11 protein-coding genes and 1 pseudogene are annotated in these 13747 nt (G+C 59.1%); 4 read left to right on the top strand and 8 right to left on the bottom strand.

All coding sequences use genetic code 11. The annotated features are described in order from the left end of the window. Positions 1-95: 95 nt before the first annotated feature. Positions 96-980, bottom strand: coding sequence for a LysR substrate-binding domain-containing protein (locus tag D882_RS0111390; RefSeq protein ID WP_027923355.1), 885 nt, complete (start codon positions 978-980; stop codon positions 96-98). 230 nt (positions 981-1210) lie between these two features. Between D882_RS0111390 and D882_RS0111385 the strand changes: the two genes are divergently transcribed. Both D882_RS0111385 and D882_RS0111380 read left to right on the top strand, forming a co-directional pair. Beyond that, the gene (locus D882_RS0111385) at positions 1211-1636 is read left to right on the top strand and encodes a PaaI family thioesterase (protein WP_228758643.1); all 426 of its coding nucleotides are present in this window, start codon (positions 1211-1213) and stop codon (positions 1634-1636) included. A gap of 37 nt (positions 1637-1673) precedes the next feature. After that, a complete protein-coding gene (locus tag D882_RS0111380; protein ID WP_027923353.1) occupies positions 1674-2162 on the top strand; it encodes a GFA family protein in 489 nt (162 codons plus the stop codon). Positions 2163-2180: 18 nt separating this feature from the next. Here D882_RS0111380 and D882_RS0111375 read toward each other — a convergent pair whose 3' ends face one another. Next, entirely contained in the window at positions 2181-2789 is a 609-nt protein-coding gene (locus tag D882_RS0111375; RefSeq protein WP_027923352.1) for a tRNA-(ms[2]io[6]A)-hydroxylase, read from the bottom strand. Between the two features lie 162 nt (positions 2790-2951). On the opposite strand from D882_RS0111375, the gene D882_RS0111370 reads away from it, so the two are divergent. After that, complete coding sequence (locus D882_RS0111370) at positions 2952-3812, top strand: universal stress protein (protein ID WP_027923351.1); 861 nt, start codon at positions 2952-2954, stop codon at positions 3810-3812. A 119-nt stretch (positions 3813-3931) separates the two neighbouring features. Here the strand turns inward: D882_RS0111370 and D882_RS0111365 are convergent, their stop codons facing one another. Beyond that, a complete protein-coding gene (locus D882_RS0111365) occupies positions 3932-4402 on the bottom strand; it encodes a DUF1289 domain-containing protein (protein WP_027923350.1) in 471 nt (156 codons plus the stop codon). A 407-nt stretch (positions 4403-4809) separates the two neighbouring features. Between D882_RS0111365 and acnB the strand changes: the two genes are divergently transcribed. Next, positions 4810-7410, top strand: coding sequence for a bifunctional aconitate hydratase 2/2-methylisocitrate dehydratase (acnB, locus tag D882_RS0111360; RefSeq protein ID WP_027923349.1), 2601 nt, complete (start codon positions 4810-4812; stop codon positions 7408-7410). Between the two features lie 93 nt (positions 7411-7503). Here the strand turns inward: acnB and D882_RS0111355 are convergent, their stop codons facing one another. From D882_RS0111355 to D882_RS1000000133520, 5 genes and pseudogenes are all read right to left on the bottom strand, one after another. Then, positions 7504-9156, bottom strand: coding sequence for a SulP family inorganic anion transporter (locus D882_RS0111355; RefSeq protein WP_027923348.1), 1653 nt, complete (start codon positions 9154-9156; stop codon positions 7504-7506). Between the two features lie 94 nt (positions 9157-9250). Further along, positions 9251-10531, bottom strand: a complete 1281-nt coding sequence (locus D882_RS0111350; RefSeq protein ID WP_027923347.1) for an HAAAP family serine/threonine permease — start codon at positions 10529-10531, stop codon at positions 9251-9253. 209 nt (positions 10532-10740) lie between these two features. After that, on the bottom strand, positions 10741-11262 hold the full coding sequence (locus D882_RS0111345; RefSeq protein WP_177327608.1) for an EAL domain-containing protein: 522 nt from the start codon (positions 11260-11262) through the stop codon (positions 10741-10743). Continuing rightward, a complete protein-coding gene (locus tag D882_RS0111340; RefSeq protein WP_177327607.1) occupies positions 11234-12418 on the bottom strand; it encodes a diguanylate cyclase domain-containing protein in 1185 nt (394 codons plus the stop codon). Before D882_RS0111340 ends, D882_RS0111345 begins: the two co-directional genes overlap by 29 nt. Before the next feature lie 251 nt (positions 12419-12669). Next, positions 12670-13494 (bottom strand): annotated as a pseudogene (locus D882_RS1000000133520) (methyl-accepting chemotaxis protein); the annotation flags it as partial. Positions 13495-13747: the final 253 nt, after the last annotated feature.

The raw sequence follows: 13747 nt of genomic DNA, 5'->3' as shown, positions 1-13747 counted from the left end.
AACCTCGTCAGCGGGGATTGGAATGACCACAGGCTAAGGTCGCTGGCGCCGTCCTCGCCAACGATGATTATTTCGGAATAGTTGAATTCAACTCATCAATCGATCAACTGATCGTTGAACCACTCCAGCATCTGCGCCACCGCCGGACGCTCCAGCCGCACCCGCTCGCACACCAGTGCGTATTGGCCAAGAGCAGTCATGCTCGAGGTGAAAGGCCGGACCAGACGCCCGTTGAGCAAATCTTCCTGCGCCGTCAGGTTATCGCCCATCGCGACGCCCTGCCCCTGGGCCGCGGCTTCCAGCGCGAGGCCGGCATGAGCGAAATACAGCTGCCGTTCGGGACGTTGATCACCGGCATGACTGGTCAGCCAGGCCGTCCAGGTCTTGCCGTCCTGATCGTCGTGCAACAGGCAATGCCGCGCCAGATCTTTTGGCGTTTTCAGCGTGCCCTGATTGAACAGGCCTGGGCTGCACACCGGGAAAAACTGCAACGCCGGCAAGGGCCTGACGAAGTACGCACTGCTGTCCACCGGACCGGTGCCGTAAGTAATCGCCAGGTCGATGTCTTCACCCGGCGCCGTGCCGTCAATCGGTTGTTCGTACAGGTGCAGGGTGATGTGCGGGTAGCGCGCATAGAAATCCGTGAGGCGGCTCATCAACCATTTTTGCGCCAGCTCGGCGGTAACGGCCAGGCGCAACACCGCCAGGGATGACGGATCGCGCAGCTCATCGCAGGCCTCGCCGATCAGTTCGAAGGCTTGCTGCAAGCTTTGCATCAGTCGGCCGGCGGCCATGGTCGGGCGAATCTGCCGGCCTTCGCGGATGAACAGCGAAACGCCGAGGTGTTCTTCGAGTTGGCGGATTTGATGGCTGACGGCGCTGTCGGTGACGCACAACTCGGCGGCGGCCCGGCCGAAATGCGCGTGGCGGGCGGCGCATTCGAAGGTTCGCAGTGCGGCCAGAGAGGGTAGTCGTCGCATGATTCAGCCCCGGTGATGGAGGCGCCCATGCTGCCTTGGCCATTCGCGGGCGTCCAGCAAGACCGCGTTATCGTTCATCGCGGGCAAGCCCGCTCCCACAGGGGACCTCGGGCGTTCACAAAATCCCCTGTGGGAGCGAGCTTGCTCGCGATGGCGGCAGCCCATTCACCACAATTCCCTAGGCCCATCACCCTCCCTTATCCACCATGACTTCCCTCCAGACCGGGCGCATGTTGGTGCCTCAACTGGAGGGATTCGCGATGCTCGACGCACTCAAACAGATCAACTCAACCTCAGCCTTCAACCGCTGGGCCGGTTTTGAGGTGACCCATGCCGCCAGCGGCGAAGCCGAGCTGAGCATGGCTTTTCGCGACACCGATATGGCGCAATACGCAGGCTTTCTGCACGCTGGCCTGATCGGCGCGCTGCTCGACACCGCTTGCGGTTTTGCTGCTGGCACGGTCGCCGGCAACGTGCTGGCCTCGCACTTCTCGGTCAACTGCCTGGCGCCCGCTGTCGGTGAAGTGTTCTTCGCTCGCGGCCGGGTGGTGAAGGCCGGCAAGAAACAGGTATTCGCCCGCGCCGAGCTGTTTGCCCAGAGCGGTGATCAACTCAAGCTGGTGGCGACGGGGGATGCGATTCTGGTGCCGGTCTAGTCTGTCTGGATAAACCCCAGACCAGTCGGAGGTTGCCATGCAACTCGAAGGTTCCTGCCATTGCGGCGCGGTGTCGTTCAGTTTGAACAGTGCCCACCCCTACCCTTATCAGCGTTGCTATTGCTCGATCTGCCGCAAGACCCAGGGCGGTGGCGGGTTTGCGATCAACCTCGGCGGTGAGGCCGCAAGCCTCAAGGTTCGCGGTCGCAAACACATCGCGATCTATCATGCGCGCCTGAAGGACGAAGGCGATAAACGGGCGCACAGCAGCAGCGCCGAGCGGCATTTCTGCTCGCTGTGCGGGACGGGACTGTGGCTGTTCAGCCCGGAATGGCCGGAGCTGATCCACCCGTTCGCCTCCGCCATCGACACTGCGCTGCCGGTACCACCGGAGCACACGCACTTGATGCTCGGTTCAAAAGCACCGTGGGTAGAGGTTGAGGCGCACGCGGGTGATCAGCAGTTCGAGGTTTATCCCGAGGAGTCCATTGCCGAATGGCACGAACGGTTGGGTTTGAGCTGCTAAAGCGCCTCTCCGGTTGTGTCAGGCCGCAGCCGGTACACCGCTGTGGAAACGGAATTCCACGTCCGGTGACTCGATCAGTTCCTGCTCGGCCGCGCGCACCTTGTCGATCACGTGGGCGATGTCCTTGGCGTCGCCGTACTGGTAAGCCAGCTTCAGGTAACCCTGGAAATGCCGGGCTTCGCTTTTCAGCAGGCCGAAGTAGAACTTGCCCAGTTCTTCGTCCAGATGCGGCACCAGCGCCTCGAAACGTTCGCAGCTGCGGGCTTCGATGAAGGCCCCCACCACCAGCGTATCGACCAGTTTCACCGGCTCATGGCTGCGCACCACTTTGCGCAGGCCCGAGGCGTAGCGCCCGGCGGACAACTGGCGCAGCTCGATCTTGCGCTTTTTCATCAGGCGCATGACTTGTTCGTGGTGCACCAGTTCTTCCCGGGCCAGGCGCGACATCAGGTTAATCAGGTCGACGTGGGAGTGATACTTAGCAATCAGGCTCAGCGCGGTGCTGGCGGCCTTGAATTCGCAGTTCTTGTGGTCGATCAGCAAGGTTTCCTGATCAGCCAGTGCGGCCTGCACCCAGCCGTCAGGGGTGCGGCAGCCGAGGAACTCGTGAATTTCGGGAAGGATCATGGGGCTCACGGATAAATGGTCAAAACGAAGGGCGCCGATTATACCGGCCTGCCGCCAGACCACCAGTCGCCAACCGTTGATATGCATCAAGTACCTGGTTGGCGAGCAGGAACTATAGTTGTGCAACGCCGTGCTTTTTAGCCGTTTATGGAGATCCCGCTCATGCAAGCCATTCGCAGCATCCTGGTGGTCCTCGAACCCGAACACTCGGAGAGCCTGGCGCTCAAACGGGCCAAATTGATTGCCAGAGTGACCCGGGCCCACTTGCACCTGCTGGTCGGTGACCGCAAACATGACCATAGCGCTATGTTGGGCGTGCTCAAGACAGCCTTGTTGGCGGACGGCTTTAGCGTCACCACCGAACAGGCCTGGAACGAAAGCCTGTACCAAACCATCATCGACGTGCAGCAAGCCGAAGGCTGCGGGCTGGTGATCAAGCAGCATTACCCGGACAGCCCGCTGAAAAAAGCTTTGCTGACCCCGGACGACTGGAAATTATTGCGTAAATGCCCGACACCGGTGCTGCTGGTGAAAACGGCCGGTTCCTGGAAAGACAAAGTCATTCTGGCCGCCATTGATGTGGGCAACACCGACGGTGAGCACCGTCACCTGCACAACACCATCATCGATTACGGCTATGACATCGCCAGTCTGGCCAAGGCGCATCTGCACGTGATCAGCGCGCATCCATCGCCGATGCTGTCGGCGGCCGACCCGACGTTTCAACTCAGCGAAACCATCGAGGCGCGCTATCGCGAACAATGCAAGGCGTTCCAGGCGGAGTTCGACATCGACGATGCGCATTTGCATATCGAGGAAGGTCCGGCGGATGTGTTGATTCCGTTCATGGTGCACAAGCTGCAGGCGGCGGTGACCGTGATCGGCACCGTGGCGCGGTCGGGGGTGTCGGGGGCGTTGATCGGCAATACGGCGGAAGTGGTGCTCGATTCGGTGGAAAGTGATGTGTTGGTGCTCAAACCGCAGGAGATTGAGGATCACCTTGACGAGTTGGCTCAGCACTGAAATCTGTGGCGCCTGGTCGGACGCCATCGCGGACAAGCCCGGCTCCCACAGGGTTTTGTGGGCACCGGAGCTTGACTGTAGGAGCCGGGCTGGGTCCGGGCGGCGTTCCGACGATGCTTTCAGGCGCCGAAGGCGTCTTTTAAAAAGCCCGGTGCGATGTACCGTTGGTAATGCGCCTCAGACAGCAAAAAGAATTCCCGATCAATGGCATCACGCAATTCCGGCAGGTTCCAGTCACGAAACTCCGGCATCAGCACCATCCCGTAAGCCTCCAGGTTATTGATCACCCGCGCCCCACGGGCAATCAGCTGATACGCCCAGCAGTACTCCGACTGATGCGGCACGAAGCGAATCTTGCGTTGCTCCAGTTGCAAGCGCAGGCGCTGGGGATCGAAAACCTCCAGCTTGCTGGCCATCACCTGGGACAGCAATTGCTCAAGACGCAGCCATACCGCGCGCTTCTCCTCCTCGTTGTAACCATTCCAGTTGATCACTTCGTGGTGGAAACGCTTGCAGCCGCGGCACACCAGGTCACCGTAAACGGTGGAGCAGAGGCCGACGCAGGGAGTCTTGATGGTCTGATTGGGCATAGGTAGGCAAAACACGGGAAAGCAGAACAGGTCGGCATGTTAGCCCTTTGTCTAACATTGATCACCCCTCAAAATTCGGGGGCTAACTTACCTTTAATTTTTTTTTGCCGTAGAATCAGCCAGCCTTTTAAGGCGCCAATGTCCGTTAGAAGCTGTTTTCAAAGCGTCACGAGCACAGTCGTTCCTTCAGAGCGGTGTTGGCGAAGGGTTTTTCCAGCGGGGAAAAGCCCAACGCCAACCCTCATCAGCTCCCGTTCTGCAGGCGTAAAACTTTGAAAGCAGCTTCTGTAAGGAATTGTCGGTAATTCTGGCTAAGTGGCCCACAACGCCACGCAGCGCATGAGTACGGCAATTTCGGGATGAGCGTCCCGGACACCCATTTGGGACCACTGATGAGGGTAATAACTGTGCTTGAAGCCTACCGCAAACATATCGAAGAGCGTGCAGCACTGGGTATCGTTCCCCAGCCGCTTAACGCCGAACAAACTGCAGGCCTGATCGAGCTGCTGAAGAATCCTCCGGCTGGCGAAGAAGCTTTCCTCGTTGACCTGATCACCAATCGCGTTCCACCTGGCGTGGACGAAGCAGCCTATGTCAAGGCCGGCTTCCTGTCTGCCCTCGCCAAAGGCGAAGCCAAATCCCCCCTGATCGACAAGAAGCGCGCTGTAGAACTGCTCGGCACCATGCAGGGTGGCTACAACATCGTGACCCTGGTCAACCTGCTGGACGACGCCGAACTGGCGCCAGTGGCTGCCAAAGAACTCAAGCACACCCTGTTGATGTTCGACGCCTTCCACGACGTCGCTGAACGCGCCAAGAACGGTAACGTTCACGCACAAGGCGTGCTGCAATCCTGGGCTGACGGCGAGTGGTTCAAAAACCGCCCTGTTCTGGCCGACAAGATCAGCCTGCGCGTGTTCAAGGTCACCGGCGAAACCAACACCGACGACCTGTCCCCTGCTCCGGACGCCTGGTCCCGCCCGGACATCCCGCTGCACGCCCTGGCCATGCTGAAAATGGCCCGCGACGGCATCGTGCCGGACGTACAAGGCTCCATCGGCCCGATGAAGCAGATCGAAGAAATGCGCAACAGCGGCTTCCCGATCGCCTACGTCGGTGACGTAGTGGGTACCGGTTCGTCGCGTAAATCCGCGACCAACTCGGTGCTGTGGTTCTTCGGCGACGACGTTCCTTACGTGCCGAACAAGCGCGCTGGCGGTTTCTGCTTCGGCAGCAAAATTGCTCCGATCTTCTACAACACCATGGAAGATGCCGGCGCCCTGCCGATCGAATTTGATGTGACCAACATCAACATGGGCGACGTGATCGACCTGTACCCGCACGCAGGCAAAGTCTGCAAGCACGGTACCGACGAAGTCATCACCACCTTCGAAATGAAGACCCCGGTGCTGTTGGACGAAGTCCGTGCCGGCGGTCGTATTCCGCTGATCATCGGCCGTGGCCTGACCGACAAGGCTCGCGCCGAACTGGGTCTGCCAGCGTTCGACCTGTTCAAGAAACCGGATGCCCCGATCGAAAGCACCAAGGGCTTCACCCTGGCGCAGAAAATGGTCGGCAAGGCGTGCGGCGTAGCCGGTGTGCGTCCAGGCACCTACTGCGAACCGAAGATGACCACCGTCGGCTCCCAGGACACCACCGGTCCAATGACCCGTGACGAACTGAAAGACCTGGCGTGCCTGGGCTTCTCCGCTGATCTGGTGATGCAGTCCTTCTGCCACACCGCGGCTTACCCTAAGCCGATCGACGTGACCACCCACCACACCCTGCCAGACTTCATCATGACCCGCGGCGGCGTTTCCCTGCGTCCGGGCGACGGCATCATCCACAGCTGGCTGAACCGTATGCTGCTGCCGGACACCGTCGGTACCGGTGGTGACTCGCACACCCGTTTCCCGATGGGCATTTCGTTCCCGGCCGGTTCCGGCCTGGTGGCGTTTGCCGCAGCCACTGGCGTTATGCCGCTGGACATGCCGGAATCGATCCTGGTGCGCTTCAAAGGCAAGATGCAACCGGGCGTCACCCTGCGTGACCTGGTTCACGCCATTCCTTACTTCGCGATTCAGGCTGGCCTGTTGACCGTTGAGAAGAAAGGCAAGAAGAACGCTTTCTCCGGTCGCATCCTGGAAATCGAAGGCCTGGACAACCTGAGCATCGAACAGGCTTTCGAGCTGTCCGACGCCTCGGCCGAACGTTCGGCTGCCGGTTGCACCATCAAGCTGTCGAAAGAGTCGATCACCGAGTACCTGAGCTCCAACATCACCCTGCTGCGCTGGATGATCGGCGAAGGCTACGGCGATGCACGGACTCTGGAACGCCGTGCTCAAGCGATGGAAGCCTGGATCGCCAACCCTGAGTTGATGGTGGCCGATGCTGACGCCGAATACGCTGAAATCATCGAAATCGACCTGGCCGACATCAAAGAGCCTGTGCTCTGCGCGCCAAACGATCCGGACGACGCCCGTCTGCTGTCCAGCGTTGCTGGCGAGAAGATCGACGAAGTGTTCATCGGTTCGTGCATGACCAACATCGGTCACTTCCGCGCGGCCGGTAAGCTGCTGGATCAGGTCAAGGGTCAGCTTCCTACCCGTCTGTGGCTGTCGCCACCGACCAAAATGGACGCTCACCAGCTGACCGAAGAAGGCTACTACGGCATCTACGGCAAGGCCGGCGCACGCATGGAAATGCCGGGCTGCTCGCTGTGCATGGGTAACCAGGCTCGCGTAGAACCGAATTCGACTGTGGTGTCGACGTCGACCCGTAACTTCCCGAACCGTCTGGGTGACGGCGCGAACGTCTACCTGGCTTCGGCTGAGCTGGCGTCCGTGGCTTCCATCCTGGGTCGCCTGCCGACCGTCGAGGAGTACATGGAATACGCTGGCAAGATCGACAGCATGGCGGCTGATGTCTACCGCTACCTGTCCTTCGACCAGATCGCCGAGTTCCGTGAAGCTGCTGCGAACGCCAACATTCCGGTCGTTCAAGCCTAACGCTGCAACGCAATAGAAAACGCCGCCCATCGTGAGATGAGCGGCGTTTTTTTATGCCTGCGATGGCTATGCCCTTACACACTCCTACAAGGGTTATGCGCTGGTCCTGAGGGCTTGTTGCACCGCGCCATCCACGCTCAAACCGCTGAGGATCACCTGTGTATCCTGCACTTCCGGCAACGCCGCCAATGCGGCCTGCGCCGAATCCTTGAGCCGGGCGAGCACCAGCTGCTTCCCTTCCCCCCGCACCCGCACAAAAAATTCCTGCAATGCCTCAATACTGGTGCCATCCAGGTCCGGCGACTCCTCCAGGCTGAGAACCACCGAATGAATCGGCGTCTGCGAATGACGGATCAAGTGCAACGTGCTGCCCAGAATCCGCTCGACGTTGGCAAAGAACAACGCCTCCCCCGGCCGGACGATCAAAACCCCTGGCACTGTTTGCGCCGTCGGATGAAGGTGCAGGTCGACAAAGTCGTGACCGCCATCAATGCGCCCGAGGATCTGAATGTCCGCTGCCGACATTTGCTTGAGCATCAACACCACGCTGATCGCCACCGACAGCAGCAACCCGTCCAGCACACCCAGCACCAGCACGGCGGCCACCGCGCAAATGACCAGCAACCGATCGCGTCGCCAGATGAAATAGCGTCCCAGCGGTTGCAGGCTTAGGCCTCGGGCGAGGGCATGGATGACGATGGCGGCGAGAATAGGCTCCGGGGTCAGGGCGATGTAGGGCAACACGGTCAAAACGATGAGCAACACCACCAGCGCCGCCACGCCACCCGCCAATCGCGACGTGGCGCCGGCCGCTTCATTGGCCGACGTTGCCGAGTACCCTGCCCCCGCCGGCATGCCATGAAACAACCCGGACAACAGGTTGGACGCCCCCAGTGCCAGCAAATCGCGATTCGACGAGATCCGGTCGCCGTGCTTGAGCGCGTAGGCGCTGATCGAGCCGTAAGACTCCGCGTACAGGATCATCACCATGGCAAAGGCCAATTCACCCAAGCGCAACCAGTCAGTGAAAGGCAACTCTGGCAGCTTCGGCACCTCCAGGCTCAGATCGATCACGCCGATCAGCTTCACGCCATACGCCGGCAGGTTCAGCCATTGACTCGCCGCAATGCCAATCACCACCACCAGCAAGCCGCCCGGCAAGCGCCGGAACCTTGCACACAGCACCAGCAAGGCCAACGCCACGGCGGCGACACCCGCTGCCACCCAATTCCATTGCGGCAGTTGCTCCAGCAATTGCGGCAGAAAGTGCACCAGATTGCCGTTGGTCAGGGGCACCCCGACCACACTGGCGACTTGCTTGAGAATGATGGTCAGCGCCAGGCCAAAGGCAAAGCCACGCAGCACCGGTTTTGCGATGAACGAAGTCACGCTGCCCAGCTTGAACAACCCGGCCAGCAGGAAGAACGCGCCAGTCACCAGCACCAGGCCGATGGCCAGGGCAGAGCGCAGTTGCGGATCGCCGTTGGCCAGCGTCGCGGTGGCGGCAGCCAATACCGCTGCCGACGACGATGTCGCCGAGACAATGGCGAAACGGCTGGTGCCGAACAGCCCGTAACACAGCAAACCGGCAAACAAGGCGATCACCCCGGCCTGCGGCGCCACGGCGGCAATACTTGAATACGCGACCGCTTCCGGCAACAACAGGCCGGCAATCGACAACCCGGCCAGCAGGTCCTGCCAGCGATTGGGTTGTTCAGTGAAATTTTGGGGTGAGGCGCTGGGCAATCCGGTGTCTCCAGGCGAAAAAAAACCGCTGCGCGCAATACGCGCAGCGGCCACTGTAGCTGTCAATCCGGCGCTGCGCGAGCAGGCCGAACGATCACGCGGTGAGCGAGTAGATCAACGCTGTAATCGCCACCAGGCCCACCGCCGTCACGAAGACATTGGACGCCTGCCCGCGATAACGCGCCATCGCCGGCACCTTGCGGATCGCGTACATCGGCATCAGGAACAGAATCGATGCGATGACCGGGCCACCGAGGGTTTCAATCATCCCGAGAATGCTCGGGTTGAGCGTGGCAACGATCCAGCACACCACCAGCATGAACGCAGCGGTCATGCGGTCCAGCGTCTTCGGTGCCGGGCGCTTGCCGCTTTTGACGATCAGGCCTTTAAGACCTTCGCTGGCACCGATGTAGTGGCCCAGGAACGACTTGGAGATGGCCACGAAGGCAATCAACGGCGCCGCGAAGGCGATGGTCGGGTTGCTGAAGTGGTTGGCCAGGTACGACAGGATCGACAGGTTCTGCGCCTTGGCTTCGGCCAGTTGTGCTGGCGACAGGGTCAGCACGCAACTGAAGACGAAGAACAGCACCATCACCACCATCAACAGGTGGGCGCGGGACAGGATCTGCGAGCTGCGCTCTTCGGCGTGTTCGCCGTAACGACGCTTCTGGTCGACCGCAAACGCCGAGATGATCGGCGAGTGGTTGAACGAGAACACCATCACCGGAATCGCCAGCCACAAGGTGTGCAGCAGCGCCGACGGTTCAGGCAGCGTGCTGGCGGTGGACAGAATGCCGCCGTTCCAGTGCGGGATCAGGAACACCGCCAAAAACAGCAGTGCAACGATGAACGGATACACCATCAGGCTCATGGCCTTGACGATCGCCTGTTCGCCGCAACGCACCACCGCCAGCAGACCGAGAATCAGCACGAACGACAACACCGCGCGCGGGGGCGGCATGATGTGTAGTTGATGCTCAAGGAAACTGCCCACGGTGTTGGTCAGTGCCACGCTGTAGATCAGCAGGATCGGGAAGATCGCAAAGAAATACAGCAAGGTGATCAGCGCACCGGCCTTGATGCCAAAGTGTTCTTCCACCACTTCGGTGATGTCCGCGCCTTCGCGTCCGGACAGCACGAAGCGGGTCAGGCCACGGTGCGCGTAGAAAGTCATGGGGAACGCCAGCACCGCCAGGACCAGCAACGGCCAGAAGCCGCCCAGCCCCGCATTGATCGGCAGAAACAGCGTGCCGGCCCCGATGGCCGTGCCAAACAGGCCCAGCATCCAGGTGGTGTCATGACGATTCCAGCTCGAAAGAGTCGCTGGTGCCGCCGCTACATAGCGTTTGTCGACGCTATTGGCCTGATCATTCATCCGGTGGGATCTCCGCATTCCGGTCAGTTGCTACCCGGCCAGGACGAGTCGGAAAAACCCGACAGGCAGCGCCCTGGCCGAAACAGGGGCGCGATTGTCCGGGATTAATCAACAGAAGCAAAGACTTAGCTGAAGAATGGTTGTGCGGATCAGTGTTCAGGGTGTTACGCAGGAGCAGGGATGACGTAGTTTTTCATTATTTTTTGAATTTAGAGTACCTCTCGAAACTTTGGGCCCCCTACCTCGAGCCATGTAATGAGTGCTTCCAGAGGCATCGGCTTGGCAAACCAATATCCCTGCCCTTCGTTACAGCCTTCGGCCTGCAGAAAAGCCAACTGAGCCTGAGTTTCAATGCCTTCAGCGATTGCCTCCATGCCTAATGCACGTGCAATGCTGAGCGTGGCACGGACAATTTCCTGTTCGGCCGTGCTGCCGGGCAGCATTGCAATAAATGAGCGATCAATCTTCAATTTATGAAACTGCAAACTCCGCAGACGTCCCAGTGAAGAGTAACCGGTCCCAAAGTCATCCATGGCCAGATGAATGCCCGCACTCCGTAATGCCAACGAATTGCGCATCACCTGCTCCGCCCCTTTCATCGCCACATCTTCAGTAACTTCCAGTACCAATCTCCCGGAAGGTAGTCCGGTATCCTTGATAATTTGCTCAACCATTTGGGCAAAGTTCTCATCCACAAAAGAGTCAACACAGACATTCACCGCTACCGGCACGTCCAGTTACTCCCAGCTCGATAAGCCAGGCGTTGTCAATGCAGGCCTGGTTGATGACCCAGCGAGTAATAGCCGGCATCAGACGATACTTCAGGGCAATGGAGATGAACTGGTCAGGCATTACCAGTTCATCTCCATTGCGCCAGCGTAACAACGCCTCCATACCCGAAGGCCGATACGTCCGCGTATCGAACTGCAATTGGTAGTGAAGCTCGAGTTGCCCCAGTTCAAGCGCATCACGCAAGCAAGAGACAAGGCGATAGCTACGCTCGTTCTCCTCGCGCATTTCCTGGCTGAACACACAGACTCCGCTTCCGCCATCCGCCTTTCCCCGATACATGGCGATATCTGCGGCGTTTATCAACTTATCAGCCGAGCTGCCATGCTCCGGAAACATGCTGATTCCGATGCTGGCTGACGCCAATAACGGAATGCCATCGATGCTGAACGGTTCTTTGAGGCTTTCGATCAAGCGCTCTGCAATGAGATCGGCCTTGTCGTCTTCGTTGAGCATAAGGAACGCCACGAACTCGTCCCCCCCCACCCGCCCGAGCATGTCAGTGCCCCTGAGAGCAACGCGCAAACGTTCGGCTACCTTTCTGAGCAGTCGATCACCAACACCGTGGCCATAGCTGTCGTTGATATGTTTGAAACCGTCCAGATCAATAAAAAGCAACCCCAGTCGACCCTCCGCCTGCTGACAACTGAGCAAGGCTTTTTCCAGCATCTCCACAAATTGACGGCGATTGATACAACCGGTCAGATCATCATAAGTAGCCAATTGGGTAATGCGTTTATTGAGTCGATGGTGCTCGCTGATGTCGTAGCAAACGCCGACGAAGGCACGTTGTTCGCCCAATCGGAACTCATTGACGTTAAATTGCATGGGGAAATAGGTAGCATCCTTGCGCTGCCCGACCACTTCACGCCCGCCGCCCATGTTCCGGTGTTCACCGACATTGCGAAAAGACTCCAGGTAACCGGGTTGGTTTTTGTTGTACGCCTCGGGTATCAATAGGGAGATGTTCTGCCCCAGCAACTCCATCTGAGCAAAGTTGAAGTTCTGCAATGAAGAACGGCTTACGGCCTGGATGATGCCGCGCTCATCGATGACCAGAACTGTATTGGGCGACGCATCGGTAATGGCGTCGAACATGGACAAGTCCAGGACTATTGGGGAGTCTTCTGTCCTGCCGGCCGAGGCACTGTTTTTATCCCCTATCATCGAATGTGACCTTCAGGTAATCGCGTCATAAAGAAAATACAAACGTTCACAAATCTGCTTCGAGAGAATGCGATTGTTTAATCACGGCAATGCTCTGGCCTGCTACCCCTTAAAATCCCCGATACCGCCAGGAAGTCTTCCGGGCATGTACCGTCTGGGTGCTATTGAACCGTAGCTGCCGACTACAAACGGAAATTGCCAATCTGTAGCGTCAGCTCATCGCACACTCGTCGCAATGTCTGGCAATCCTGCTGGCAACGATGGGAGTCACTGGATGTGGAATGGGCCAGGTCGGCAATCCCTTGGACATTACGATTGATTTCCTCTGTGACCGATGACTGCTCTTCCGTCGCAGTGGCCACTTGGCTGTTCATATCGCTGATCCGCTCAATCTGCGACGCGATGGCCTCCAGCGACTGATTGGTCCGCTGGCTGGCCTGTACGCCTGTTTGCGTCGCCGCCTGGCCGGCCCGCATCGAGTTGACGGCGGTTTCCGCCCCCAGCTTGAGCCCCTGAATCATGTGCTGGATTTCATCCGTCGAATTCTGGGTGCGCCCCGCCAATGTCCGGACTTCATCCGCCACCACCGCAAATCCCCTGCCCGACTCACCGGCTCGTGCCGCTTCGATAGCCGCATTCAACGCCAGCAAGTTAGTCTGTTGCGAAATGCCGCGAATCACCGCCAGCACCTGATCGATGGACAACACGTGATCGGCCAGTTCCCCCACGGAATGGTCCGCTATGCCGATTTCCTCCGCCATGCGTTCGATGTGTACCGTAGACTCACCGACGATACCGCTCGCCTGATGGGCTTCGTCTTTTGCCACTTGAGAAGCTTCGGCCGCACCACTGGCATTGCGGGCAATTTCTTGAACGGTCAGGCCCATCTCATGTACCGCAGTGGCCACCAGATCAGTCATTTCATGCTGTTGAGATGCCCGCACGGCGGTGTCTTCAACCACCTGGGCCACCTGGACCACCGCAACCCGCAACTGCTCGCTGGTTTGAGTGATCGCTCCAATCAGTGCTCGCAACCTATTGGTCATTACCCGTACGCTACCCAAGGCACTTTTATCGGGCGCTTGGGGAATCGACACGCCCAGATTGCCGCCGGCAATTTCATTCAGGACCCGATCGAGCTCGGCCGGTGCACCGCCCAATTGTTGAAGGATCTGCTTGCGCCCCAGATAGACCAGCAGGCCAATCTCACCGATCAACATCAGCAAAATGGTGACGAACAGGTTCTGTGCAAAGCTCAGC

Origin of the sequence: Pseudomonas sp. URMO17WK12:I12, assembly GCF_000514395.1 — a bacterium.
Taxonomy (GTDB): Bacteria; Pseudomonadota; Gammaproteobacteria; order Pseudomonadales; family Pseudomonadaceae; genus Aquipseudomonas; species Aquipseudomonas mucoides.
The sequence above is the reverse complement of the archived record's forward strand: the minus strand, read 5'-3'. Positions and strand labels throughout refer to the sequence as shown.